The 25,813-nt window shown below is 62.2% G+C and carries 24 protein-coding genes; 4 read left to right on the top strand and 20 right to left on the bottom strand.

The window, feature by feature from the left end:
• Window positions 1–908: 908 nt before the first annotated feature.
• From sctU to sctW, 12 genes are all read right to left on the bottom strand, one after another.
• Window positions 909–1,985 carry a type III secretion system export apparatus subunit SctU gene (gene sctU, locus IFT47_RS24685; protein ID WP_192174794.1) on the bottom strand — a complete coding sequence of 359 codons (1,077 nt, stop codon included), beginning with the start codon at window positions 1,983–1,985 and terminating at the stop codon, window positions 909–911.
• On the bottom strand, window positions 1,982–2,776 hold the full coding sequence (sctT, locus tag IFT47_RS24690) for a type III secretion system export apparatus subunit SctT (protein ID WP_192174793.1): 795 nt from the start codon (window positions 2,774–2,776) through the stop codon (window positions 1,982–1,984). Before sctT ends, sctU begins: the two co-directional genes overlap by 4 nt.
• On the bottom strand, window positions 2,777–3,043 hold the full coding sequence (sctS, locus tag IFT47_RS24695) for a type III secretion system export apparatus subunit SctS (protein WP_192174798.1): 267 nt from the start codon (window positions 3,041–3,043) through the stop codon (window positions 2,777–2,779).
• Window positions 3,044–3,050: 7 nt separating this feature from the next.
• Window positions 3,051–3,704 carry a type III secretion system export apparatus subunit SctR gene (sctR, locus tag IFT47_RS24700; protein ID WP_065989234.1) on the bottom strand — a complete coding sequence of 218 codons (654 nt, stop codon included), beginning with the start codon at window positions 3,702–3,704 and terminating at the stop codon, window positions 3,051–3,053.
• Window positions 3,701–4,177, bottom strand: a complete 477-nt coding sequence (locus IFT47_RS24705) for a FliM/FliN family flagellar motor switch protein (RefSeq protein WP_192174792.1) — start codon at window positions 4,175–4,177, stop codon at window positions 3,701–3,703. The genes sctR and IFT47_RS24705 overlap by 4 nt, the downstream gene beginning before the upstream one ends.
• Entirely contained in the window at window positions 4,167–4,934 is a 768-nt protein-coding gene (locus tag IFT47_RS24710; protein WP_192174797.1) for a type III secretion system protein, read from the bottom strand. The genes IFT47_RS24705 and IFT47_RS24710 overlap by 11 nt, the downstream gene beginning before the upstream one ends.
• 119 nt (window positions 4,935–5,053) lie before the next feature.
• Window positions 5,054–5,611, bottom strand: a complete 558-nt coding sequence (locus tag IFT47_RS24715) for a type III secretion system HrpP C-terminal domain-containing protein (RefSeq protein ID WP_192174791.1) — start codon at window positions 5,609–5,611, stop codon at window positions 5,054–5,056.
• On the bottom strand, window positions 5,608–6,063 hold the full coding sequence (locus IFT47_RS24720) for a YscO family type III secretion system apparatus protein (RefSeq protein ID WP_192174790.1): 456 nt from the start codon (window positions 6,061–6,063) through the stop codon (window positions 5,608–5,610). Before IFT47_RS24720 ends, IFT47_RS24715 begins: the two co-directional genes overlap by 4 nt.
• A gap of 4 nt (window positions 6,064–6,067) precedes the next feature.
• Window positions 6,068–7,417 (bottom strand): FliI/YscN family ATPase, encoded by a 1,350-nt coding sequence (locus IFT47_RS24725; RefSeq protein WP_192174789.1) that lies wholly within the window; start codon window positions 7,415–7,417, stop codon window positions 6,068–6,070.
• On the bottom strand, window positions 7,414–8,400 hold the full coding sequence (gene sctD, locus IFT47_RS24730) for a type III secretion system inner membrane ring subunit SctD (protein WP_192174788.1): 987 nt from the start codon (window positions 8,398–8,400) through the stop codon (window positions 7,414–7,416). The genes IFT47_RS24725 and sctD overlap by 4 nt, the downstream gene beginning before the upstream one ends.
• Before the next feature lie 18 nt (window positions 8,401–8,418).
• Complete coding sequence (gene sctV / locus IFT47_RS24735; protein WP_192174787.1) at window positions 8,419–10,554, bottom strand: type III secretion system export apparatus subunit SctV; 2,136 nt, start codon at window positions 10,552–10,554, stop codon at window positions 8,419–8,421.
• Window positions 10,554–11,663 carry a type III secretion system gatekeeper subunit SctW gene (sctW, locus tag IFT47_RS24740; protein WP_192174786.1) on the bottom strand — a complete coding sequence of 370 codons (1,110 nt, stop codon included), beginning with the start codon at window positions 11,661–11,663 and terminating at the stop codon, window positions 10,554–10,556. Before sctW ends, sctV begins: the two co-directional genes overlap by 1 nt.
• A gap of 270 nt (window positions 11,664–11,933) precedes the next feature.
• On the opposite strand from sctW, the gene IFT47_RS24745 reads away from it, so the two are divergent.
• The 3 genes from IFT47_RS24745 (at window position 11,934) to IFT47_RS24755 (ending at window position 16,155) form a co-directional block, all read left to right on the top strand.
• On the top strand, window positions 11,934–12,485 hold the full coding sequence (locus IFT47_RS24745; protein WP_122622931.1) for an RNA polymerase sigma factor: 552 nt from the start codon (window positions 11,934–11,936) through the stop codon (window positions 12,483–12,485).
• Window positions 12,486–12,720: 235 nt separating this feature from the next.
• Window positions 12,721–15,129 (top strand): type III effector HrpK domain-containing protein, encoded by a 2,409-nt coding sequence (locus IFT47_RS24750; protein ID WP_192174785.1) that lies wholly within the window; start codon window positions 12,721–12,723, stop codon window positions 15,127–15,129.
• 171 nt (window positions 15,130–15,300) lie between these two features.
• Window positions 15,301–16,155 carry a transglycosylase SLT domain-containing protein gene (locus tag IFT47_RS24755; RefSeq protein ID WP_192174796.1) on the top strand — a complete coding sequence of 285 codons (855 nt, stop codon included), beginning with the start codon at window positions 15,301–15,303 and terminating at the stop codon, window positions 16,153–16,155.
• Between the two features lie 84 nt (window positions 16,156–16,239).
• Here IFT47_RS24755 and IFT47_RS24760 read toward each other — a convergent pair whose 3' ends face one another.
• The 8 genes from IFT47_RS24760 to IFT47_RS24795 all read right to left on the bottom strand — a co-directional run bounded on the left by IFT47_RS24760 (window position 16,240) and on the right by IFT47_RS24795 (window position 25,089).
• On the bottom strand, window positions 16,240–16,704 hold the full coding sequence (locus IFT47_RS24760) for a GNAT family N-acetyltransferase (RefSeq protein ID WP_192174784.1): 465 nt from the start codon (window positions 16,702–16,704) through the stop codon (window positions 16,240–16,242).
• Between the two features lie 145 nt (window positions 16,705–16,849).
• Window positions 16,850–18,142, bottom strand: coding sequence for a PQQ-dependent sugar dehydrogenase (locus IFT47_RS24765; protein ID WP_192174783.1), 1,293 nt, complete (start codon window positions 18,140–18,142; stop codon window positions 16,850–16,852).
• Window positions 18,139–18,567 (bottom strand): DUF2231 domain-containing protein, encoded by a 429-nt coding sequence (locus IFT47_RS24770; RefSeq protein WP_192174782.1) that lies wholly within the window; start codon window positions 18,565–18,567, stop codon window positions 18,139–18,141. The genes IFT47_RS24765 and IFT47_RS24770 overlap by 4 nt, the downstream gene beginning before the upstream one ends.
• 193 nt (window positions 18,568–18,760) lie before the next feature.
• On the bottom strand, window positions 18,761–20,107 hold the full coding sequence (locus IFT47_RS24775) for a TolC family outer membrane protein (RefSeq protein WP_192174781.1): 1,347 nt from the start codon (window positions 20,105–20,107) through the stop codon (window positions 18,761–18,763).
• Window positions 20,108–20,120: 13 nt separating this feature from the next.
• Window positions 20,121–21,425, bottom strand: a complete 1,305-nt coding sequence (locus tag IFT47_RS24780; RefSeq protein WP_192174780.1) for an HlyD family type I secretion periplasmic adaptor subunit — start codon at window positions 21,423–21,425, stop codon at window positions 20,121–20,123.
• The gene (locus IFT47_RS24785; RefSeq protein ID WP_192174779.1) at window positions 21,418–23,205 is read right to left on the bottom strand and encodes a type I secretion system permease/ATPase; all 1,788 of its coding nucleotides are present in this window, start codon (window positions 23,203–23,205) and stop codon (window positions 21,418–21,420) included. The genes IFT47_RS24780 and IFT47_RS24785 overlap by 8 nt, the downstream gene beginning before the upstream one ends.
• 23 nt (window positions 23,206–23,228) lie before the next feature.
• The gene (locus IFT47_RS24790; protein WP_192174778.1) at window positions 23,229–23,558 is read right to left on the bottom strand and encodes an AprI/Inh family metalloprotease inhibitor; all 330 of its coding nucleotides are present in this window, start codon (window positions 23,556–23,558) and stop codon (window positions 23,229–23,231) included.
• A 115-nt stretch (window positions 23,559–23,673) separates the two neighbouring features.
• The gene (locus IFT47_RS24795; protein ID WP_192174777.1) at window positions 23,674–25,089 is read right to left on the bottom strand and encodes a serralysin family metalloprotease; all 1,416 of its coding nucleotides are present in this window, start codon (window positions 25,087–25,089) and stop codon (window positions 23,674–23,676) included.
• Window positions 25,090–25,558: 469 nt separating this feature from the next.
• On the opposite strand from IFT47_RS24795, the gene IFT47_RS24800 reads away from it, so the two are divergent.
• Window positions 25,559–25,789 (top strand): hypothetical protein, encoded by a 231-nt coding sequence (locus IFT47_RS24800; protein WP_192174776.1) that lies wholly within the window; start codon window positions 25,559–25,561, stop codon window positions 25,787–25,789.
• The last annotated feature ends 24 nt before the right edge of the window (window positions 25,790–25,813 follow it).

Below are 25,813 nucleotides of genomic sequence, written 5' to 3' on the forward strand. Positions count from 1 at the left end.
GCAACATGACGCCCAATCAGTACGAGCGGCAAGCGGTCTGACAATCACCGATTGAGGTGTCCGGAAAAAGTTGACCACTTCACCGGCCTCTTCCCGGCTGAAGCCGGTCCTACGGGGGGCGGCGCCGGTTTAACTGACTGCAAGCGGTGCTTTTAGTGGGACCGGCTTTAGCCGGGAAGAGGTCCGTCCAAACGCTGACGTTCGATCGTCCCCACGCTCCGCGTGGGAATGCATCCCGTGACGCTCCGCGTCACCTCCCAAGGCCTGAATGCGCGTCGTCTGCGGGACGCGGAGCGTCCGGGGTGGCGTTACCACGCGGAGCGTGGGAACGATCAGTAATCTGCGGTCGGACACCCATCCTGTGGGAGCGAGCTTGCTCGCGAATGCTGCAGTGCAAACAATCACTACTCAGCGGATGTACAAACGCCTTCGTGAGCAAGCTCACTCCCACAGGGAGGTAGTCCGGTCTGCAAAACTGCCAGCGCCCATACCGGCCTCTTCCCGGCTAAAGCCGGTCCCACTAAAAAGCAACGCGAACACCCTGTGGGACCGGCTTCAGCCGGGAAGCTTTTGCTTTTGCTTTCGCTCTCGCCTTTGCTTTTGATCTTCTACGCAGGAAGTCCAAGCGACACAAATCGCGACTTGGGTGCAGGCTGAACGCAGGTCTCGCGCAGCGGGTCGAGCCGCATGGATGCGGCGAGAGCGCCGTCAGGACATGGATGTCCGTTCGGCGCGGGCCCACGGAGCGAGACCGGAGTGAAGGAACCCCGACGCAGGAGGGGCCCAACCAGGAGCACAAGCCCTTGGTTACTTGGGGCTTTATCAAGTAACTCGCCGAAGGCGAAACAGTCTGCCCTTAGGCAGACGCCCTTGATCTTGCTTTAGATCGTGATCTTGCCAGACGCAGGTCAAACATCTTCAATCCGAATGACTTCGTCCGTCACTTCCTCAAGCTGCCGCACGATCTGATAAATATTCGCCACCGCCAACAGCGTCGTCCTCGGGATGTACTTGCCGGCCTTGACCTTATACAGCGTCCGCGCCAGCCAGATACTCTGCACCACCGGAATCCCCGCCTTTTTTGCCCGCGCGATCAACGCCAGCGCCTCATCATCCTCACCCTTGCAGTGAATCTGCGGCAGCGGCGTCGTGCCGGGCCGGTAATAGAGCGCCACCGCGTAGTGGGTCGGATTCACCACCAGCATGTCCGCATCCTCCACCGGCTTGGCCGGCGCGGTCGGCGCCTGGTTCAACAACTCATGGGCCAGCTGCCGACGATGCCCCTTCACATGGGGGTCGCCCTCTGACTGCTTGTACTCCTTCTTGATGTCCTCATGGCTCATCCGCAGCTTCTTGGCGTGGAAGTACTTCTGCAGCGCAAAGTCCACCGCGCCGATCACCAAAAGCAGCCCCAGCGTCGCCCGCAAAATGTGCCGGAACACCTGCAACAGCGCATGCCAGTACGTCGTCAGGTCGGTGCTCGACAGCAAAATCAGCGTGCCCAGCGACGGCTTCACCACCACATACAGCGTCGCCGCGATGGCCGTGGCTTTCAGGATGCTGAGCAGCAAGGTGGTCAGGCTTTGCGACGAGAACATCTGCTTGGCGTGGGCGAACGGGTTGAGTTTGTTGAAGTCCAGCTTCAGCGCCTTGGGCGCGAACAGAAACCCGATCTGTATCCAGCTGCCCACCAGCCGCATCAACATCGCGATGCCGACGCTGCTAAGGACGAAGCCGATCAACACGCTCGCGCCTTCGCTGGCGACCTGCTCCAGTGTGTGCATGAAGGGCTGGCCAACGCCCTGAAACGACAGCGTCATCAAGTGCAGCAAGCGCGCGACGCTTTCGTCCGCCAGGCCGAAGGTCACTTCGCTGACGACCAGCAACACCAGCAGTTTGCTCAGGTCCTGGCTCTGCCCGACCTGGCCTTTTTCGCGGGCGTCGCGCAGTTGTTTGGGCGTGGCCTTTTCGGTTTTTTCGCTCACGGCACATGCACCAGTTGGCCGAGCAAATGCTTCAGCTCGGCGAGCTGCATGATCTGGCCGTTGCCCAGTTCCAGCAGCGTCGGCAGGTAGATGAGCAGGAAGGCGATACCCGCCATGCTCTTGGCCGGCATGGCCAGGATCGACACGTTCAGTTGCTGCGCGTACAGCCCGATGATCGCCAGCGCGGCCTCGATCAACAGCAGCAAACCAATGAACGGCGCGGCGTAGAGCATCATGTGCTGGAGGGTCTGGTTGAGTTGTTCGAGAAACAGGTCGAGCCCGTCGACGGTCATGCCGGGCAGCCAGGCGGTGGGCGGCCAGACCTGATAACTGTCCCAGATCACCTGGGTAATCAGCGACAACCCGCCGGACAGGATCACCAGCATGATCAACGTCTCTTGAAACAGCTCGCCCAGCGGCGTCGCATCAGGCCCCAGCGCCGGGTTCAGTTGACCGCCGCTCAAGGCGCCGCGCTGGCTGTCGAGCAATGCGCCCACCGAAGCGAACATCCAGAACGGCGCGTACAGCAACAGGCCGAGGAGGGTGCCAAGCACCGCCTCTTTAAGCAGCAGCGCGCCGATGGAAAACCAGTCGTCGTTCATGCCCGACAGGGCGCGGCTGATGCTCGGCGCCGGGATCATCGACACCACCAGCACCACCGCGTAACGCAGCGGGCCCTTGAGGTATTTAAAGCAGAACGCCGGCACCAGAATCATGCACGGCAGGATGCGCGCGGCCGCCAGGCCCATGCCCAGCATCAGTTCGAACAGCCCCTGAGCGTCGAAGGGCATCTAGTGCGCGCCGCCGGAGCGGGCGATCAGGTCGAAGGCCATGTTGATGAACTGGACCAGTTCGACACCGATCCATCGCCCGGTCATGGCCAGGGTCAGGCCGACGGCGGCGAGCTTTATGCCGAAGGGCAGGGTCTGGTCCTGGATCTGCATCAGCGCCTGCAGCAGCGAGGTGATGACGCCCACCAGCACGGCCACCCCCAACGGCGGCGCCGTGAGAATCACCACCAGAAACATGCCCTGTTTGAACAACGCCAGCGCTTCCATCACCGCCTCACATGTACGAGTAGAAAAGGCTGTCGAGCAGGCGCGTCCAGCCTTGCACCAGCACGAACAGCAGCAGTTTGAGGGGCAGCGAAATGGTCATCGGCGAGACCATCTGCATGCCCAGCGCCAGCAGCAGGTTGGAGACGATCAGGTCGATGACGATGAACGGGATGTAGATCAGAAAGCCGATCTGAAAACCGGCCTGCAACTCGGACAAAACGAAGGCGGGCACGGCCAGCAGCAGGTCGCTTTTGCTGGCCTGGTCGGCCATGTCCTTGGGCCACATGCGCTGGGTGTTGTCGAGCAGGTGGGCAACGACTTCCGGGTCGGTGTTACGGCTCATGAACCGTTGCAACGGCTCGATGACGGTGTTGGCGCTGGCCTGCAATTTCTCGGTGCTGCCCATCTCCAGCGGGCGGTCGTGAACCCGCTGCTGGATTTCGTGGGCGACGGGGGCCATGACGAACATGGTCGCGGCCAGGGCGATGCCGTACAGCGCCATGTTCGGCGGCACTTGCTGCACGCCGATGGCGTTGCGGGTAATCAGCAGGGTCATGGAAATTTTGAGGAAGGCCGTGCAGACGATCAGCAGAAACGGAATCAACGACAGGGCGCCGAGGAACAGCGCCAGCATCACCGGGTTCATCCCGTCCATGATCATGCTTGAGACGCCATGCGGGTGATCTGCAGACCGAGGCGGCCCTCGACGCTGACCAGCTCGCCCTCCGCGACGACGCGCTCGCCGTGGCACAGGGTGGCGAAGCCGGGTGTGACGCCGTTGACGGGTAATACGGTGCCGGCCGCGATGCGGCGCAGGTCGCCGAGGGTCAGTTCGAGGCTGCCGCAGCGCAGGGTCAGGGCCAGCGGCAGTTGGTCAAGGGAATCGAGGGATGTCTGGGTTTCTGTTGATTGAGGCTCGTAAGGTTCGTCCGCGTAGCCATCGGAGGCGGTTTCATCCTGCCACTCGTTTTCGGCGGTTTGATGCTCGGCGTCGTGAAAAGCTTCCCGGCTAAAGCCGGTCCCACGGTCGACAGTTTCAGGGCTGTAGCCGGCGCCATTGTTCAGTGCGTCCTCGGTCGACTCATCGTCGGCAAGGTCCTCGATCTCGTCTTCGTACAATTCTTCATTGACCATGTCCCAAGTCTTCCTCGTGGCTGAACCGTACATACAGCTGCTGGGCGCGGCTGTCCGTCTGCACTGCCCATTGCCGACCCGCCAGTTGCAGGCGGCCGCCGCCTTCTTCGTCGAAATGACACAACGACGGCAGCAGCACGTCCCCCGGTTGCAGCGACGCCAACTGGTCGAGGCTCAACGACAGCTCGCCCAGCACCAGCGGCTGTCGGATGGGCCAGTCTGACGCGACGTTCTGCCGGTGCGGCTGCCAGTGATGGCTGCCGAGCAGTTGCAGCAAAACCCGCGCCTCGGCCCAGAGCTGTGCGTGCAACACCTGCGAACCCAATCGCAGTTGCAATCGGCAGGTCATCGGCGCGGTATTCGGGCTTTCGCCTTCGGCGGACAGCGCAGTGATATCGCTGAGTGGCCGCAGAGGGCAAAGCAGTTCCGCCAGTTCGGTACTCATGCGTTGATTCACCAGTTGCCAGTACCACGGCTGATGTTCGCCGCCGAGGGTGACCGGCAGCTCGCCGAGCAGGCTCAGCACCGCTTCGGCGTCGCTCAGGGCGAAGGGGCCGAGGGCGCTGTCGAACCAGGTCAGCGACGACGCGCTCCCGGCTGAAGCCGGCCCTACGAGGGGCGAGCCATCCCGGTTTGTATCGTTGGGCATCGATCGCAGGGTTAGCTCGCCGCGCTGACCCTGGGCGGTGTAGCCGCAGCTCACGCCGGCGCCGAGCAGACGCGAGGCTTCGGCAAAATCGCCGCTGACTTCCCGCATCTTCAGCGGACTGAATGGCGGGTTCCCGGCTAAAGCCGGTCCTACGGTGTTCAGGTCGCTCGTGCCCACGTTCATGCCCGAGTTCCTCTCCGAATTCATGGTCGAGTTCATGTCCGGCGTCATCCCTGCGCCTCCTCAAAGGACAGATCAACGTCACAACCCAGCGCCTGCTCCAGCGCGCTTTCGCAGTTGCGTTGATGGGGCTGCAAGCGTTTCAGCACGCCACGTCGGGTGAAGCCCAGTTCGATGCTCCACTGGTTGTCGCGCTTGTTGGCGTTGACCTGCACCTTTCCGAGATTGGGCATCAGCAAGGTCAGGCTCAACGGGCCGTCCGGTTGCTGGGGCAGGCGTTGGGCGAGCTCGTCGATGAGCTGCGTTGGCACGCCTTCACTGGGGAACAACGTGCTGAAGCTGCTGCCGGCGAAACCCGATTCGCTCTGCTGCTCCGTCACCGGCGGCACCAACAGTTGGGAGAAAAACATCCCGTCAGCACTCAACGAGGCAGGCGAGGCGGATTCATCGCACAGCCGGCGCAGGCGTTCGGCATCGGCGCGACGCACAGGGGACGACGGCTGGCGCGTGTCGCCCGGCGCGGCAGGGGATGGCGAGGGCGCGCGCGACGTTTCGGCACGGGGCTGCGGTTGCGGGCGAGGCGGGTGTTGCACCGGGCTGTTCATGTCGATTCACCTTCTTCGTTGAGGGCCTCGGCCAGGCAGGCGAGTTTTTCCACGGCCCGTTGGGACGCTTTCGCTGCGTTTTTGGCCTCGGCCAGCCGCTGCTGTTGCTCCTCGATGCCCAACTGCTGGCGAGCCATGTCCTGGCGGATATAAGCCAGCCGGTCGAGCATGCGGTTTTCCTTCTCGTGCCAGCGTTCGAGGTCGTCCAGCGACATCGACTTGTTGACGTGGGCGCTGCTCAACACCTGCCGGCGTTCGCGCTGGTTATGGCGTTCTTGCGCGTACGAATCGCGAGTCTGCTGCAGATGCTCGTGCAAGTGCTCCAGGGTTTTTTGCGCCTGCCGTTGCGCCCGTTCGGCGCTGGCCTGGCGATGCTGACGCAGCGGCGTGAGCACGCTGATGACCTGTTCCATGGCGAGGGTTTGCGGATCGACTTCAAGCTCTTCTTCCACGCCATCACTCCGGCAGTTGCGAGGTGAGTTGCATCAGTGCGGCGAGGGTTTCCTCAAGCGGCACCGGCTCGCGCAGGTCCTGGCGCAGAAACGCATTGATTGGCTCGTTCAGCCGTACCGCGCAGTCGGTCACCGGGTCGCTGCCGGGCTGGTATTCGCCCAGGCGCAAGAGCATTTCCACCTGCTTGTAGGCCGCCATCAAACGGCGCAACCGGTTGTTCGCCTGCTGGTGCTCGCGGCCGGTGACGTTGCTGATGATCCGGCTGATGCTGGCCTGTACGTCGATGGCCGGGTAATGCCCGCGCTCGGCCAGTTTGCGCGACAACACGATGTGGCCGTCGAGCAGCGAACGCACCTCGTCGGCGACCGGGTCGTTCATCGAATCCTGTTCGATCAGCACGGTATAGAGCGCGGTAATCGAGCCTTTCTCGCTCATGCCGGCCCGTTCAACCAGGCGCGGCAGCAGGGTGTAGACCGAAGGCGGCAGGCCGCCGCGCCCGAGGGGTTCGCCGGCGGCAATGCCGATCTCGCGCTGGGCCCGGGCGAAGCGGGTGAGGGAGTCGAGCAGCAACAACACTTTCAGGCCGCGCTCACGAAAGGCTTCGGCGATGGCGGTGGCGGTGAAGGCCGCGCGGGCCCGTTCCATGCTCGATCGGTCCGATGTGGCGCAGACCAGCACCGAACGTGCGCGCAAGGTGGCGTCCAGTTCGTGGTCAAGAAACTCGCGCAGCTCACGGCCCCGCTCGCCGATCAGGCCGAAGACGATCACGTCGCAGTCCATGTTGCGCGCCAGCTCGGCCATCAAGGTGGTCTTGCCGCAACCGGCCCCGGCGAACAAACCGACGCGCTGGCCTTCGCCGAGCAGAATCGCGCTGTCGATGGCGCGCACGCCGGTGGGCAACGCTCTGCTGATCCGTGGTCGCTGGGTCGGCGGCAGGGCGTCGGCGATTACCGGCAGGGTGACGCGCCGATCACCGGGGCCGGCGAATGCGCCTTCTGAATCCCCCAGCAGCGGCCGGCCGAAACCGTCGAGCACGCTGCCCAGTAAACGGTCGTCGACGCCGATGCGGTGGGCCATGCCCAGCGGCCGAATGTGCGCGCCGACCTGAATGCCGTCCGGGGTGCCGAGGGCACTGAGCAGCGTGCAATCCCGGGTAAAACCGACGATTTCCGCGAGCATGGTGCTGCCATCGGATTTGCTCACTTCACACAGGTCACCGACCTTGGCTGCGGGGATCTGGCACTCCAGCAGGATGCCGCTGACGGCACTGACCCGGCCGCTGACCTTCACCGCAGAAAATCCCTTCAGGCGCTGATGGTGGGCGGATTTCCATTGATCCAGCGCCGCGTTCACCAGCTCACCTCGTAATGGCGGTCGCCGTCGAACTGGATGCGGTTGTCGTCGATGCGGGTCAGGCGCAGCCCGGCCAGCTCGTCGCCGACGTACAGCCGCCGACCGTCCGCCGTGACCAGATGGGCGTGGGGCCCGGACATGATCTGCACGATGGTGAACGGCAGGCCACTGGTGCCGGCGGCGACGTTGTCGATCAACGCGACCGGCGTGTCATAGCGGTCCCTGAAGCGCTGAAGCATGCGCTGATACACCAACTGCGATTCAGGCTTGAGGTTGCCGCTCAACGCCAGACCGTCGGGCGTCTGCTCCACGCTGACTTCGCTGAGCAGACGCTCGCTGAGCATGGTGTTGAGCTGGCGCTTGACGTCATCGACGCTGGTCAGCCGGATCCGCTTGCTCGCCGGCTGATCGGTTGTTTTGCCCTTCGTGGTCGAAGGTCTGACGGGCTCTTGTTTAGCGAGCTGCTGCGCCGGCGTACTGATTGCCATCGCGTCTGACGAAGGCGCAGCGCTGCGGCTCAGGCTCCAGGCGCTGCCGGCAATGCCGAGCAACACGCCGATGACCACGCCGGTGGTGCGGTTGAAAAAGCGCGAGCGCGACTCGACCTTTTCCAGCGGCGCGCTGGCCGGCGCTTCGGCCTGGGACGTCTGCTCGGACTTCGCTTGAGGAATCACCGCCGGCAGCGAAGGCCAGGGGTCTTGCGCCGGGGACACGCACAGCCAGACCGAACCCAGCACAAAGGCGGTGTTGGGGGTGAGCAGGGTGCTGGCATGAAGGTGTCCCTCTTCATCGGCGATAGAACCGTCGGCAGCGTTGAGCCGCCAGCCTTCGCCCTGGCGTTGCAGGCGACAGTGCAGCTGTTCGACGCCGGGATCATGCAGCGCCAGATCCTGATCGGCGTCAGCGCCAATGCCCCATTGCTCACCCACCAGCGGCAGCGCGGCGCCCTGGTGCAGGCCGGTCAATACGCGTAATTCAAACATGTGACGCTCTCCAGGCACTCAAGCGGCGTACTCGTTATCCAGCGCGTGCGGATCGTCTTCGTGATCGCTCTCGAAGTCGTCTTCCAGGTCGAAGCGACCTAGCACTTTCACCTGCGCCGCATTGCTGATTTCGGCAAACGACAGCACCGGCACGTGATAGAACTCCTCCTGCAGCAAGGTCCGCAGCGGGCTGCGCAAATCCTGGGCGACCAGCAACACCGCGCGCTGGGCGGTGCGCAGGGGGAAGGCGATGTGCAGCTGCTGGACCAGCAACTGGCTGGTTTCGTTGTCCAGCGCGAAGAAGGTTTCGGTCTGGGTCTGGCGCAGGCCGTCCCGCAGAATGCCTTCGCTTTCCGGCGTCAGTACCCAGACCAGCAAGCCCTCAGGGCCGCAATACTGGTGGTAGATCTGCGATTTCAGGGCGATGCGCACGTAGTCGGCGAGCACCGTGACTTCGCGCTCGTGCTGGCCGTGTTCGATGAGGGTTTCGGCGATAACCCGGATCGCCCGTAGCGGCACGCACTCCGAGGCCAGGCGTTGCAGCACCGCCGAGAAGCGCGCCAGCGGCAGCACGCGCTGCATTTCCTGGGCAAGCTCCGGCTGCTCCGATTCCAGCCAGCCGAGAATCGCTTTGGTCTCCTGCAGGCCGATGAACTGCGGCCCGCACGACTGCAGCGCGCGCTCCATGCGCTCGATGATCAGCGTGGTCGCGTCGATGCGTTCGATGTGGGCTTCCTGCAGTTGCGGCGCGTCGGTCGGCAACCACAACCATTGGCCTTCCTCGCGCTCGAGGCTGCCGTACACCGCTGACTCCAGCGAGGCCGACTCCGGCAGGCCTTCCACTGAACGCGCATCGACCGCCACGTGGGTCTGGCTGAGCGTGGCCCGGAGCAGGGGGACCTCGTAGACCGAAAAGCGAAACTCGTCCGGCGGCAACAGCTCGCTGGTTTCGATGATGAACGAGGGCAGGGTCAGGCCGTATTGCACGACCAGCCGATTGCGTCGCTGACGGATTTCGCTGACCAGCGCTTCGATCTGCGCAGGGTTCTGGCTGGGGTGAAACTGCATCACGAACTGACGGCTCGGGGAGAAGGTACGCAAGTCCTCACGGCCGTTCATTTCCGGCGCGACGGCCACGGCCTGGGCCTGCTCGGCCTTGGGCTTGGCGCGGTGCAGCTGGAGCAGGCCGCCGACGCCGCAGATGATCGAGATGACCACGAACACCGCCGTCGGCATGCCCGGCAACGCGGCGAAGCCGAGCATCGCCACCGCCGCGATGATCCACGCCTTGGGCTGGCTGGTGATCTGCTCGGCGATCTCCCGGCCGATGTTGGCTTCAACGCCGTTCTCGCCACTCGGCACGCGGGTGATGATCATGCCGCAGGTGACCGAAATCAGCAGCGCCGGGATTTGGGCGATCAGGCCGTCGCCGATGGTCAGCACGGTATAGACCTGCAAGGCGTCGCCGGCGGTCATGTTGTGCTGTACCACGCCGATGGCGATGCCGCCGATCATGTTGATGGCGACGATGATCAGGCTGGCGATGGCGTCGCCGTTGACGAACTTCATGGCCCCGTCCATGGCGCCGAACAGCTGGCTTTCCTTGCCCAGTTCGGCGCGCCGCTTGCGCGCTTCGTGGACGCTGATCAGGTTGGCGCGCAGGTCGCTGTCGATGGACATCTGCTTGCCCGGCATCGCGTCGAGGGTGAACCGAGCTCCGACTTCCGCCACCCGTTCCGAACCCTTGGTGATCACCAGAAAGTTGACCACGGTGAGGATCAGGAAGATCACCAGGCCTACCGCCAGGTTGCCGCCGACCACGAACTGCCCGAACGCTTCGACGATGTGCCCGGCGTCCTGATTGAGCAGGATCAGGCGGGTGGTGGAAATCGACAGCGCCAGACGAAACATCGTCGTCAGCAATAGCACCGCCGGAAAGGTCGAGAACGCCAAGGGGCGCGGCAGGTGCATCGCCAGCATGATCAACAGGCAGGAAATGCAGATGTTGATGGCGATCAGCACGTCCACCAGGCCGGTGGGCAGCGGGGTGATCATCATGAACACGATGGCGATGACCACGAACGCACCGACGATTTCCGAGCGGCGCATGGCGGCAAGCGCGATCGCATTGAGCAGGTTAATGACACGATCCATCAGGCGAGGCCCCCCTGGAGCTGGTTCTGTTCCTGCCGAGTCAGTTCGGCCATGAGAATGAGCAGGTTGCCCAAGGCGTTCTGGCGGCTTTTCAGGTCGCGCCAGAGCAGAATCGGCAGTTGTTGCAGCATGGGCCGCAGCCCGTTGAGAAACGCCAGTTGATGCTTGAGCTGCTTGCCGCCGATGTGTTGCGTCAGCTGCAGGGTTTCGCCCAGGCTCATGCCCTTGCCCGAAAGCGCCAGCAGGTGTTTGAGAAAGGCCGCCGCATCCACTTGCAGCCCGGGATTTTTGTTGCGCATGCGGCCCAGCAGATGCTCGCAACTGCGCAGCAGGGTGGTGACGTGCCGCGCGGTGTTCAGGCCATGCATCAAGGTGCGCAGTTGCGCCGGCGAGGTGGACGGGGTGAGGGATGAAAGATCGTCGGCGAGGGCGCTGCGCATGTCCCGCAGGTTCAGCTCGAATTCGCCGGGCTCTTCCTGTTCGTTGATCAGCGCGTCGATCAGCCCGGTGATGTTCTGCTGCCCGGCCACCGCCACGCTGTACAGATTGCGCAGGGTGCCGCGGCGTTTTTCCGAGGTCGGCCGGGAAAACGCCTTGGCGCTATTGATGCCGGCCCGGGTGCGCTTGCCGTATTGGCGACGCAGTTGCTTGAGCTGCTGGCTCAGCACCACGTGCTCGCCCATTTCGCCGTCGGCCTGGGCCTGCTTTCTCGCCGCCTGCAGCATCACATGGGCCTTGGCCGGGTCGCCGTCGGTGTAGCTCAGAATCTGCGCCAGGCTCGACGCGTTCTGGTTTTGCAACTGCTTGCGCAAGTTGCGCGCGGCGTCGTCGAGGCCTTTGTCCTGGCTCCCCATCAACAGCTGATACAGCTCGCCCAGTTTCACCGCCCGGGATTGCAGCGCGTTGCCGCTGGCCAGCAGCTCCCGCTGGCTGAGGCTGCGGCTCTGCTGAACCAGTGCCGAGGCGAACCGCGCGACCTGTTGCGGCGAGGTGCCGTTGACGTTCGGCGGATTGACATGCAGCGGCGCGGGCGCAGGCGCCTGCATTTTTGCCGGCGCGATCGCGGGTGTTTGCAATGCCTGTGGGGCAATGGGGGCGGCGATCTTCATAAGTCGGCTCTGGATAGCTCGGTTCGGGGCCTGGTCATGGGTCCTGAGTGGAGCGCAGCCGCAATGCGGTTCCATCTATTTGTGCGCGGACGTGGGGCAGACCGATCTGTGCCAAATCTCGTCGGAGAAACAGCGTGTTCGCGCAAAGATTTGCACAGCGTTGTTCTTTTTATTTTTATTTGTACATATAAATCAAGGGCTTACATTATTTCCTTGGATGGCACGCATATCGCTATAGGGCTATTACACTCAAAACAAGGAAGAGCCCTGATGTTTTCCAACCTTGCGATTCTCGACATTGACTCCCCAGTGCGCCGTCCCGCCCAAGGGATACGTCACCTGACCAGTGATCAGATCAAGATGATTCGCGGCTTCATTCAGAAGCGGGTCATGAACCCGGAAGATGTCGACGACATTCTGCAAAGCACCTTTCTGGAAGCGCTGCGCAGCGAGCACAAGTTTCAACACGCAAGCAAACCCCAGACCTGGCTGTGCGGCATTGCGCTGAACCTGATCCGCAATCACTTTCGCAAGATGTACCGCCAGCCGTATCAGGAAAGCTGGGAAGACCACACCCATTCCGAGCCCGACAGCCATGGCGACATCGGCCATCAGGTCGACGGCCATCGTCAGTTGATGCAGGTGGTCAGGGCCATCGGCACGCTGCCGTCGAACATGCAGCGGGTGATCGAGGTGTCGCTGGAAATGGACGGCAATTATCAGGAAACCGCGTCGTCCCTCGGCGTGCCGATCGGCACCGTGCGCTCACGCCTGTCCCGGGCCCGGGAGCAACTCAAGCGGCAGATGGACCCGTTTGCCTGAGTATCCAGTGGGGCTGGCTGGACGCGGACTTTGTGGGACCGGCATTAGCCGGGAAGACGTCGGGCGTCACGCCGCAGGATGGATGGTGTTCAAAAAGGCCTCATCCCGGCTGAAGCCGGTCCCACTAAAAAGCAGCAGCCTGCTCCGTGTCCGAGTAACAAGCTGAAACATTTATCGGAACCGACGCGGCGCAGCAGCCACACAGTTGCCATCCTTCACGCCCGGATGACGACTCATGCGTATCTTAAGCACTCCTCCCAACGCCGCTGCTTCCCAATCTGCTGGCGCCGATACCGCCCAGGGATTGCCGCTGACTGACGCCAAGCCGGCGCTGTTACTGAAGGGGGGCGTCGATCCGACTATTCGCTTCGGCGCGTCGACCCAGCCATCGCCGGCGAACGGTGCATTTGCCGGCAATAGCCTTGGCAGCACAGGCGCTGCGGGCAAGGCTCAGAGCATCGAACAGCAACTGCTTTCATTGCTGACCCAACTCACGCAGCTGTTCAAGGGACAGGCGCCATCGTCGCCCGAATCCGCCACGTCATCCCCTGACGCCGCCGCGCAAAACGCACCCGCTTCCGGTGCCGTTCCCGCAGCCAGTCCGCAACCTGCCGCTCCAGTCACGGCCGCTGCCCCCGCAGCGCCAGTCGAGGCCGCAAAACCCGCCGAAGCTGCTCAATCCGAAGCACCCAAAGCCAGCGAAGCAGCGTTTCTCGATGACTCGAAATACTCGTCGCCCAAGGAGCTTGAGCGTTGGGCGCCGATGGTTGCCAACCTGCCGCCGGACCAGCGCGAGCAGGCGGCCAAAGAGCTGAATCGACCCATCGCCGCCGCGCGCATGGCCGCTGAAAAAGGCCCGGATGCGGCCAAGGCCATGGACTTCATCAACGCCAACCCGTCGCTGAAAACGGCAGTCGATACCGGCAAGCACGGCGGCAAAGCGGACGGCAAGATCACCGACGGCGACCTCAAAGCCTTCGCCAAGAACATGCAAAAAGCCGCCGACAGCGCGGACAAGGACATTGCCAACTACCAGAAAGACCATCCGGACGCCGACCCTCAATCCCTGGAAATGATCCGCAGCGCCGCGTTGATGCGCGCCAACGAACCCTTGACCAAGGCCGCCGATCCCAAGCATGCCCTGGGCGCCGACGGCAAAACCAAGGTCGATGGCCTGACCAGCGCCGACGGCCTCAAGGCCATTCAGAACGACAACCCGGGCCTGGCCGGGCCTTTGAAGCAGGCGGCGAAGACCTGGTCGCAACCCGGCTTTCTCACGCAGATCGATCAGGGCGGCCTGAGCGGTCGTTCGCTGGCGGCCCACAGCCCGGACAAGCTGTTCAACGCCAAGAACATCAGCGACTGGATCAGCAAGCAGGCGCCCACCAATGGCGGCGAATTTGCCAGCGTGCTCAGCGATGCCGCCACCCTCAACTCAGTGGCCAATGTCGATATTTCCAAGTTGGGCAAGGATGTGTTCGACAACCCGTCCGCCTACACCGGCGAGCAGAAAGCCGCGGTCATGATCAAGCTGCAACAGACCCAGCAGAGCGTCGTCGCCGGCCAGGACCTGCGCAAGACCGGCAAGACCGAAGAGGCGTTGAACGAGAAGATCGGCCAGCTCCAGGCCGATCCTGAGGTGCAAGCCTTCCTCGACAAACAGATACCGCAGCAGTCCCGCGCGCTGGTCGCCAGCACGCCATCGTTGCAGAAAGCCGTCACCGAGCAGATGCAGAAGGTTAACAGCGGCGAGGCCCTGCAAGCGGACCTGAACACGGCTGACAAGGCCACCAAGAAGGACAAGCCGAACGCCGATTACAGCAGCGCTTTGGGCGGATTGTCGGCGCAGTTGCAGATGCAGAAAGACCTGCTCGGTGACAACGCGAACGTGCCGACCGCGCAACAGGTACTCGGTCAGCGGCCTGATCTGCAGGGCAAGATTCAGGATTCGTACGTGCGTAACTTCAGCGAAGGCGGCGCCGTCCGGCAGTTGCTCGATCAGAAGAAAGCCGACGGTGAAGAGGCATTGCAAACCGCCGACGCGCAGAAGGCCGCCTACGACAGCGTGATGCCCGACACCTTCGTGCAGAGCCAGCAATCGCGCTATGTGGATTCGACCTTCCACCATCTGGAAGACACCAAGAGCGGTCGCAAGGTGCTGGAAAACGCCAAGGGCGATAAAGACCACGCGCCGTCGATGGCCGCACAGATCGCCTCGAATATGGGTCCTTCGGCGCTGCGCTCGGTGGCAGGCTTTGCCTCGGTGTCAGACATGCTCGCCCGCGGCGACAAGACCGATGCCGCCAAGACCATTTACGACAGCACCAAATCCGGCCTCTCTGCGGCTAAGCACGGTTATGACGCCGTGGCGAAATCCGCCGGGCGCGCGGGGCTGGGCGAGGTGGCGGCGAAAGTTGGCGGTCGCGTTGCCGGCATGGTCGTGGGAGAGGCAGCAGGTTTGGCCGCCGGCGCTGCCATTGGTGCGTCCATTCCGGTGATCGGCTGGATCGCCGACGCCGCCATGAGCCTGGGTTTCGGCATCTCCGCCATCATCGAAGCCGTCAAGAAACACAAGGCCCAGAAGGCCTTCGATCACAACGTCGACCCGGTCCTCGATCAGTTCGGCATCCCCAAAGCCCATTGATGTTTCCTGACCCGAAAGAGGTAAGTGATCATGAGTATCGGTATTTCCCAGGTTCGGCCGTTGAACGATCCCGCCGCCCACCCGGATTTCTCCTCCCTGAGCGGCAAGCCCGGCCAGAGCAATTCCCTGGGCGGTGGCGGCGGCGCCGGTCAGGCCCTCGACGCCAGTTCGATCCTGTTTGCCCATGCCGGGCAGTCCCAGGTCAACTTCGGTTCCCCTCAAAATCAGGACCCGACGACCAACGCCGCTAATCCCCTCACAAGTGGCGCAGACCAGAACGGCATCGCCCAGCAACTCATGGCGTTGATCATCCAGTTGATGCAAATGTTGATGCAGAACAACCCCAATCAGACCGGCAATCCCGCTGCGCAGAATAATGCAGTGACCGGCGGCGGGGGAGGTGGTGGCGGCGCGACCGAGGGTGCAGCCGGTGGCGATGGTGCTGGCGCGGCGGAAGGTGCCGGCGGTGGTGCCGAAGGTGCTGGCGCTGCTCAGGCGGCTGCAGCGCCTGCGGCCAATGCTGGTGCGGTGTCGAACGATACGTCTCTCAGCGGCTCAGGCGATTTGCATCTGCCACAACAGCTCGAGCCCTATCGCAACGACATCATGGATGCGTCCAGGGCCACCGGCGTACCGCCGAGCATTCTGGCCGGACAGATCTGGGCAGAGTCCCGTGGCCAGTTGGGCCAAGACACCACCAACGTCAACGGCAAGACCGATGCGGGCGTGATGCAGGTCAACGCCGACACGTTTGCGGCCCTCAAGCGAGACAACCCCAAAGAGCTCGGCAACGCCGACGTCAACAACGCCCACGACAACATCATGGCCGGCGCGTTGTACATGCGTGATCAGAAAGCGACCTTCGGTGACTGGGATTCGGCGCTGCGCGCCTACAACTCGGGCCCGGACAAAGTCAACAAGGGCAACCTCGCGGATGCTGGCGGCGTGGGCGATCCGAAGTACGTCGAGAACGTCATGAACTTCGCAAAAATCATCGAAAGCGGTCAGGGGCAATTGCCGGCCTGATGTTCGGTGTGAATCCATAGGGGGCGGGGCGCGCAGATGTCGCGCTCCTTCCACAGCGTGAAGTGCCACCGACCCACATGGGCGTTAAGAGATCAGAGCCTTTGCCATGAACACGCTGTTGGGATCATCCTGGTAATCACCGAATGGCCCTCGACGCTGATACCCGTTGCGCTCGTAAAACGAGATGGCTTCGTGTTGCAGATACCCGGTCTCAAGCATGACTCGCCCGCAGCCTCGTCTCCGAGCCTCATCTTCCAGAACACCCAGAATCCTGCCGGCAAGGCCCTGCCCGCGGAAGGCAGGTTGAGTGAACATCCGCTTCAGCTCGCCGTGAGTCGCGTGCACCACCAGCGCCCCGCAAGCCACGGCCTCTCCATCGCTGGAGCGGGCAACGGCGAAGCCTGTATTTTTCGAAGAAAGCGCTTTTATATCGATGCCATGATGACTCTCAGCCGGGTAGAGAGGCACCTGATAGGCATCAAGCGCTTCAATGAGGGCGATCACTTCCGGCTGGTCGGGTGATTCAAGGGAAACGGTGGGTGGATTCAAACGCCTGCGCTCCGTTGGCCAGATGCCAGATCAATGGGATGCGACGGATATTCGCTCGATCACGTCCCATGAATCAATCCACGCCAGTGGAGCAGTAAACGCCTTTGTGCATTCCAGGCAGGCTTGCCCTGCCTGGAATCATGCTTTACCGATTACGAGTGACCCGCCAGACGGTGTTCGCCAGGTCGTCGGCGATGATGAGTGCACCGCGCGGGTCCACCGTCACGCCGACTGGCCGCCCGCGGGTTTTCCCGTCGGCGCCGCGAAAGCCGGTCGCAAAGTCAATCGGCGCACCGTTCGGACGGCCATTGCTGAACGGCACGAAGATGACTTTGTACCCGACTGGACTTTCCCGGTTCCAGCTGCCGTGTTCGCCCACGAATACGCCGTCGGCATACTTTTCACCCATCGCCGGGATGGAAAAATCCACGCCAAGCGCGGCGGCGTGGGAACCGAGGCTGTAGTCGGGTTTGATGGCGGCAGCGACCATTTTAGGGTTCTGCGGCTGGGCACGCGTGTCGACGTTTTGACCCCAATAGCTGTAAGGCCACCCGTAAAATCCACCCTCGCGAACCGAGGTCAGGTAGTCCGGGACCAGATCCGGGCCAAGTTCATCGCGCTCATTGACCACCGCCCATAACTTCCCGGTTTGCGGCTGGATGGTTAACGCCGTCGGGTTGCGGATGCCGGTCGCGTACGCTTTGTGGGCACCGGTTTCGGCATCTACCTGCCAGACCCTGGCCCGGTCGAGTTCGACCTCCATACCGCGCTCGGTCACGTTGCTGTTCGATCCGATGCCGACATACAAGGTGCGCCCGTCGTCACTGACAGCCAGTGACTTGGTCCAGTGGTGGTTGATTTCAGCGGGCAAGTCAGTGACTTTGATCGGTGGGCCGCTGGCCTTGGTCTGGCCCTCTTGATAATCGAAACGGACCAATTCGTCCTGGTTGGCCACGTACAATTTGCCGTTGGCAAACGCCAGCCCGTAGGGCGCGTTGAGGTTTTCCGCGAACACCGTCTTCGTCTCGTAGACGCCGTCACCGTCTGCATCCCGCAGCAAGGTCAGGCGATTGCCGCCTTTGACCTTGGTGTTGCCTTGGGCCTTGATGTACCCCGCGATCACGTCCTTGGGTTTGAGTTTCGCGGCGTTTCCGCCACGGCCTTCAGCCACGAGGATATCGCCGTTGGGCAGCACAAGCGTCTGGCGGGGAATCTGCAAGTTGGCGGCGATGGCCGTCACGCTATAGCCCTCAGGTACAGTGGGCTTCTGGTCACCCCACAACGCCGGTTCGGCAATCTTCATGCTGGGTAAAAGACCGCGTTGGGCAGCCGGCAATTTTGGATCGGGCCCCAATGCCTGGGTGGCATCCCCGGCGTCACCGCAGCCACTTAACAACAACGCGACGCTGATCGCGGTCAGTTTGATCGAGTGGCTCATTGTCCTTCTCCCGAACGGAGGCTGGTGAGTCCCAGCCACGCCGTCACGGCAATCAGCAGCGTGGTCAGTGCGGAGAGAATGAGGCCCGACGGCATGCTGGCGAAGGCATCCTTGGCGTGTTCAAAGGCGTTGACGAGCCCCAGTGCCCAGGTCACCACCAACAAGACGAGGTAGACCATGGGGCGCCCGGCTTTGCGATCGGCCCGGATCAGATTGACCAGCGCGAACAGTACGGCGAGTCCGCAGAACACCAGCCCCCCGGCGATAAGCCAGGACGCGAAGTTGCTCCATTGGATCTGATAGGTCTGGTAGTAGGTGATGTCGCTCAGCAATGCGCCGAGAAACAGCGGGACGGTGCCGGCCAGCAATATCGCGTGTAGCGGGCCTGGCGGGTTTCGGTAGACAAGATGGGCGGTAGTGTTCACGACGGCTCCCTATTTTACTGACGCTTATGCTGTGCTGAACTGACCCATCAGGGCCGCGCAGGGTGCGCATCGTTTGGGATCAATTGGTCAGGAACATAGTTCACGCTATTTGGGCGTTCCGAATATGCAGTTACAACTGCACATTCGGTGGCCACGGAGGTGAACTGGACGTTACCCATATGGCCACTGATGTTTAGCGTGACGGCCGACCCGCGCCAAATGCCTCATCGACCCGCGCCAACTGCTCACCGGTCAGGGTGCCGGCGTAGTAATGCAGCTTGATCCAGGCCATCAAGTACTCATATCGAGTCTTGGCCAGGTCCTGACGGGTGCTGTAAAGCTGTTGTTGCGCATTCAGTTCGTCCAGGTTGACCCGCTCGCCACCCTTGATGCTGTATTGCGTGGACACCACCAATGCCTCCGCTGAAGCCAACGCCTTGTCGTAAGCGCGGATTTTCCGTACGCCCGTGGCGCAAGCGTTGAACTGTCGGCGCAACTGGATCAACGTCTCACGGGTTTTGCCCTCAAGGTCATACTCCGCTTGCTCCAGGCTACGACTGGCCTGGCGGCTGGAGGCGCTGACCCCACCACCTGCGTACAGCGGCAGGCTGATTTCCAGGCCAATGGTATTGGTGTCGTAACGCTGGTTGTAGGTATTGCCGCTGTCGGATTCCATGCTGCGCACCGTGGCGTAAGCGTTGAGCTTGGGCAGATGCCCGGCGACGTTGCGTTTCACCTCCTGATGCGCGACTTCCAGCAGCTGGCGCTGGGAGGCGAGGTCGGCGTTCTCACTCAAGGCGATGGCATTCCACGCTTCGTACGTGGCGGGCGTCAGCGCAAGGAAGTTGAACGGCGTACGCAGAGGCGCCAGTTCGTCGATGCGCACCTCAGGCACGCCGATCAAGGCCCCGAGCTCGCGCAACGCTGCGTCCTGCTCATTCTGCGCTTCGATTTCCTCGGCTCCGGCCAATTCGTAACGGGATTCGGCTTCCAGGATGTCGGTGCGGGTGCCTTCGCCCTGATCGAACATCTGTCGGTTTTGCTCGAACTGCCGCTCGAACGCCTTCTTCTTTGCCTCGGCAATCTCGATCTGATCGCGACTGAACAGCGCCTGGCTGTAAGCGGACAACACCCGCACCAGCAACTCCTGACTTTTGCCTCGAAAGGCCTGGTCGGCAAACAAGGCCTGTGCCACACCCTTGCGGTAGTTGGCGTAGGCCTCGTAGTCGATGATCGGCTGCTGCACGCTCAGCGTCGAACCGAAACTGTTGTAGTGACGGTCCTCGCGGGAGTTGGGGCGATCGTCGCTTTTGTAGGTGGCCCTCGAGTCGTTGCGTCCCTTGTTGTAGTTCCAGGCCACGTGGGGCAAGAGCCCGGCACGGCCGATATTACGATTCTCCAGCCCCGCGTCACGCTCCTTCATGGCGCCGAGGAACACCGGGTCGTTACGCAAGGCCTGCTCATAAACGTCAAACAAGCCCATTGCCTGGGCCTGCATGTTGGCGCTGATCCACAGCAGTGCTGCCAGCCAGATTTTCATGTACCGAAACATCCTATTCCTCGGTCAGTGCCATTCCTGCGCGATCCATCAAAGGCTTGAACAGGTAATTGAGAAGAGAGCGCTCGCCTGTGCGCACGAACATCTGCGCCGGCATGCCGGGTTTGATCACAAGGCCCTTGAGTGTGGCCAGCGCCTGGTCGGTGACAGTGCTGCGCACGATGTAGTACGGCTGACCACTGCGCTCGTCGAGCAACTGATCGGCGGAAATCAGGCTGACCGTGGCATTCACGCGCGGCGTACGGCTCTGATTGAACGCGGTGAAGAGCACATCCACTGGCAGCTGTTCGGCCACCTTGTCGACCATGTTCACCGGCAGGTGGCCTTCGATCTCGAGGCCCTCGCCCTGGGGCACGATTTCCAGCAGCGATTCACCGCCATGCACCACCGCGCCTTCGGTGTGCACCGAGAGGTTCACGGCAATGCCATCGGCCGGAGCGTTGATTTCACTGTGGGTCAGACTGAATTGTGCCGAGGCCAGTTGCTGGCTCAGCGTGATGCTTTTCAGCTCGGCATCGGCCAGTTGCCCGCGCACTTCCTTTTGATACTCCTCGACACCTTGCTGCAGGCTCAGCCGTGATTGCTCGATTTGCTGAGCGACCCGGCCTGTGTCACCGGTGTTCTGTGCCAGATCACGTTGCACCTGAGACAGTTGCCGGTCGTAGTCCATCAAGCGGTTGCGGGCGATGTAGCCTCGTTCGGCCAGCGGCCGGAGGTTTTCCAGTTGCTGGCGCAAGGACTCGGCCTGGGCTTGAAGGTCATTGCGCGCCTGGCGCATGCCGGCGAGTTGGGCAATGCCACCTTCGATGCTTGCATGGATGCCTGCCTGGGATCGCTGAAACGCCTGATGACGGCTGCTGAACAACTGCCGCTGGCCTTCCAGCACGCCGAGCAGCTGTGGAGACGCTTGCTGTAACAGGGCCTCGGGAAAGCGTACCTGCACACTGCCGTCTCGTTCTGCCTGGAGCCTGGCGATGCTGGCCTGGGCCAGTTCGTACTGGGCACGCAACGATTGCACGTCGGCCTGCACCTGGGTGTGGTCAAGCTGGAACAGTGGTTGGCCCTGATGCACTAATTGGCCCTCGCGCACCATGATGCGACTGACCACGCCGCTGTCCACCGACTGCACCGCTTTGCGCTTGCCGGAGACCACCACTGTGCCAGGCACGGCGATGCCTTGGTCGAGCGGGGCAAGTGCAGCCCAGAGGAAAAAGCTGCCGGCACCGAGCAGGGCCAGCCACCAGCCTGCGCTGACGAAAAACTGTGCACTGCGTTCGGGTTTGATGATGTGTTCATTCATGGCGCTGGCCTCCTTGCTGCGCGCCAAGCTGGCGACTGGTACTTACCCCTTGCACCCCTTGCACCCCTTGCGACCGTTCAGGCGCAGGCTGGGTACCGGAGAGCGCTTTCAAAACATCACGCGCCGGGCCGAACAATTGCAGCCGTCCGTCGTTGAGCACCAGCAGACGGTCAGCCTGATTCAGTACGGCAGAGCCATGGGTAATCAGAATCACCGTGCAACCGCGAGCCTTGAGCTGCGCGATGGCAGCGGCCAATGCGGCTTCGCCGTTGCTGTCGAGGTTGGAGTTGGGTTCGTCGAGCACCACCAGCTTCGGCTCGCCGTACAGCGCACGGGCCAGCGCCACGCGCTGCTTCTGACCGCCGGACAGCCCGGAGCCGCCATCGCCTAACTGCGTGTCATAGCCTTGGGGCAGACGCAGGATCATTTCGTGCACGCCTGCCAGTCGGGCTGCGGTCACCACCTGGTGCGGATCGGCGCTGGTAAAGCGTGCGATGTTGTCGGCAATGCTGCCACTGAACAGTTCGATATCCTGGGGCAGATAACCGACATGGGCGCCCAGCGCGGTCCGGTCCCAGCGGTGCAACTCAGCACCGTCCAGACGAACCACCCCGGCCAGGGGTTGCCAGACTCCGATCAAGACCCGGGCCAAGGTTGACTTGCCAGAGCCGGACGCCCCCAGCACACCGAGGGTTTCTCCGGCATTCACGGTGAAACTCAGTTGCTGCAGCGTCACGGTGGTCCGCCCCGGTGGTGCGGCACTGAGTTGCTCGACACTGATATGCCCGGTGGGAGCGGGCAGGGGCATGGGCGTCGGACGTTCGGGGTGGGCGATCAGCAGGGCGTCGAGGCGCTGCCATGCCAGCCGCGCGGAACTCCACTGTTTCCAGACCGCGATGAGTTGATCGATCGGGGCCAGCGCACGACCCATCAGGATGGAGCCGGCGATCATCATGCCGCCGCTCATCTGGCCTTCGATGACCAGCAGGGCACCCAGCCCCAGCACCAGTGATTGAAGGCACAAACGCAGGCATTTGCTGAACGAACCGATCAGCGCGCCGATGTCGCTCGCCCGGTTTTGCCGCTCCAGAAAACGGCTGTGCACGGCGAACCATCGCTGGCGCAACGGTACCAGCATGCCCATGGCCTGGATCGCTTCGGCATTATTCAGGTGGCTGCCGGACAACTGGCTCGATGCAACAGAAAAGTGCCCGGCCTGGGCCAGTGGCTTGCGGGTCAGGGTTTCATTCAGCCAGGCGAGGGCGATCAAGATCACCGCACCCACAGTGGCAAACACGCCCAGCCAGGGGTTGAAGAGAAAGATTACCGCCAGGTAGATGGGGAACCACGGCGCATCGAAGAAGGCGAACAACGCCGGGCCGGTGGCGAACTGCCGGACCAGGGTCAAATCGCCCAGGGCCTGTGCAGCATTGCCTTCGCCCAGGCTGAGGTTGCGTTCGAAAGCCGCCTGGTACACCTGCAGGTTCAGGCGTCGCTCCATATCGCTGCCGATACGGATCACCACAAAGCTGCGTATGGCTTCCATCAGCCCGATGAACATGAAAAAGGCGACGACCATCACGGTCAGCATCGCCAGCGTGGTTTCGTTTTGCGATGACAGCACCCGGTCGTAAACCTGCAACATGTAGACCGAGGGCACCAGCATTAACACGTTGATCAGCGCGGTGAAGGCGCCGATGCTGAGCAGGATGCCTTTGTAGGCCTTGAGCGTGGCCCACATGGGCGCGCGCGGCAGGGGGCTTGGCCGGCCTTGGGTCATGGGGGTTCATCCTTGAAAAAGAGTCAGGAGCGTGGGGTGGTGCTTGCGGCGTCGCGTTGCAGAAAAAGGGTGCGGCCGTCGGGCAGTCGGGCCATGTAGAACCCTTCTCGCTGGCGACCCATGTGCACCAGGAGTTCATCGTGGTTGTCGACCAGCGCGATGCCATCAGGCGTCGGGTACCAGGTGGCCGGTGTGCCGCCCAGCCAATGGCCGGCGCAGGCCAGATCCCCGGCAAGCTGTCCGTCCTGTTCTTGCAGAATCAATGTGCAGGGTTTCTGCGCATCGTCCTTGGGGTAAAACTGCCAGGGACCGGCCAGTTCGGCGGGGCTCGCGAGACGTAGGCTGCTGGCCATGAGGGGGGCTCCGCTTAAGGTGAAAAGCGTCGTGAACAGACACGCCGCGGTCTTCCAGTTCATTGATCTGCTCCGGATCAGGCAGGGACGGCGTTTGCACGCCGCCCCCTCAGGCTTAAACCACGATGTCTGTCGTGGCGGCCTGGCCTACGGTGTTAACCAGGAAATCGGCCGCACGGTCACCCGTGAAGTCAATCGACAAGGCGCTGCCGGTGCTGATCTGGGACAACACGGCCTGACCTGCCGTGCCGCTGAACGCACTGACGAACGTCAGCGGAATGTGGCTTGTCGCAAACTCCGGCATGGCCGACAGATCGATTTTGTCCTGACCGCTGACAAAGTCCATGATCTGGTCCGGGGTCGACGGCCGTGAGTCGCTGCTGGCCGCGAATACAAACGTATCCGCGCCCGTACCACCCCACAGTTTATCGGCACCGCCGCCACCGAAGATGATGTCGTTGCCGGCACCGCCACGGAGTTCGTTGGCTGCGCCATTGCCAATGATCAGGTCATTGCCCGAGCCGCCAATGGCGTTCTCGATGACCACACCTTTGGCAATGGACACGTTGCCCGCCAGGCCGCCGACATCCGAAAACGAAGCCTCGTTGAGGTTGATTTTCTGGTTGTTGGTGTAGCCGGAGAAGTCCAGGGTGTCCTTGCCACCGCCATCCCATACCGCGAACACCAACTTGGACGACGAAGACGTCGCCGAGTAGTAGTCACGATCTGCCGTGGAGTTGAACCCGTAGGTGGTGTCTGCGGCGCGTGTCGCGAGATTGGCACCGTACAGCTTTTGTACGGCGGTAATATCGTCGAGCAGGGGTGCCGAAGCGTAGGCCCCTTTGGCGTTCTGGCCGGTGTTGGTTTCGCTCCAGTAGCTCATCACGCTGTAGCCGCGAGTGTCCTGGGCGTAGGTGGCATCGGCATAGGTCGGGTTGCCGTTGCCGGCGTTGTAATCGCCGGGGTGCGACAGGCCCAGTGTATGGCCGATTTCGTGGGTGAGGGTCTGGCGCCCGTAATTGTTGGTGCCAGGGTTGGCGTTGACCTGGTAGCTGCTGTTGATCATGTACCAGGACTGACCTGCATACGATCCGCTATCCGGGAGATAGGCAAACGCCGCGCCGCCGTTGTCACCGCTGTAGTTGCCGAACGTCATGTGCCCGTCACCGCCGGAGTTGGCTTGGGTGAAGGTGACTTTCGCTACATCGGCCCACGACTGCATCGAAAGCTTGGCCTGGGATTGTTGCAGTGCCGAAAAGGCGCTGAACGTGCCCAGGGTGCGATCGAAATCGGCGGGTCGGCTGGTCAGGAAGGTGTAGGTCAACTCGATGGTGCCGCTCCTGTTTGAGTCTGCCCATGCGGCATGGTCGCGCAAGATGTAGTCGGCTGCCTGGTCCACCGTGTACGACGGTTTTCCATTGATCGGGCTACCGCCTCGGTCGTACTGGTGGCTGAACGTGTTGATCTGGTTGTATGCAGCGCTTGGGCCCTGTGGCGTGACGCTGAGGGCATTGAGTTTAAGTTTCGACATTCAGACATATCCTTGTCTGCGTGAAAAAAAACGACCGAATGACCTCAGGTGCGAGGTCATCCAATCACTCGCTTGGTGCATGAAGCGAGGAAAAACTGGCACAGGGTTGGGACGATGGTCCAGCGATTTCATCGAAAATGTATCAAGATTTCTCAAATCTGTAACAAATTCGACAAAAATTTGTACTCAGGTGACACGCTGGCGTTACACCTTCTGAGTTTTGGGGTGGTCAGCAGCCCTGCGCGACAGGGTTGTCAGCGACGGGGAAATTGAGGGTGATAAACCGGTCTTTCCCAGACCGCTTTGATGGGCAAACGAGTAATGGATGGCCATGCTTCTGTTGGTCTGAACTTTGCTACAGCCCTGTTACAGGCGGCCTCGATCACAGAAAATTGGCGCGAAGGCACTCCTGAAATTACCTTTAGTTTTGAATCGGCATGCCCTACGACGCGCATGCCCGGAGCCGGCCATGAGTACTCTCTCGGAAATTGCAGCAAACCTTTTGAAACGCGAAGACAGTCCCGAGAAAGCCGCTGCGCAGGCTGGCCCCCGTGGACCGATGGGTTGGGAACAACTGATGATGCTCTCGAAAGAGAAAGACATCGTGAAGTGGCAGGCCGCGTTGTCCCGGCTCATTGCAGACAATCCCGGTCAGCGTCGCGTAACCGTGATGCGCGTCATTCAGGGCGGTCTGGCCTGACATTACCCGGGGTGTGGTTGGTCC

The organism is Pseudomonas sp. CFBP 13711 (assembly GCF_014842265.1).
In the GTDB taxonomy this organism is placed as follows: Bacteria; Pseudomonadota; Gammaproteobacteria; order Pseudomonadales; family Pseudomonadaceae; genus Aquipseudomonas.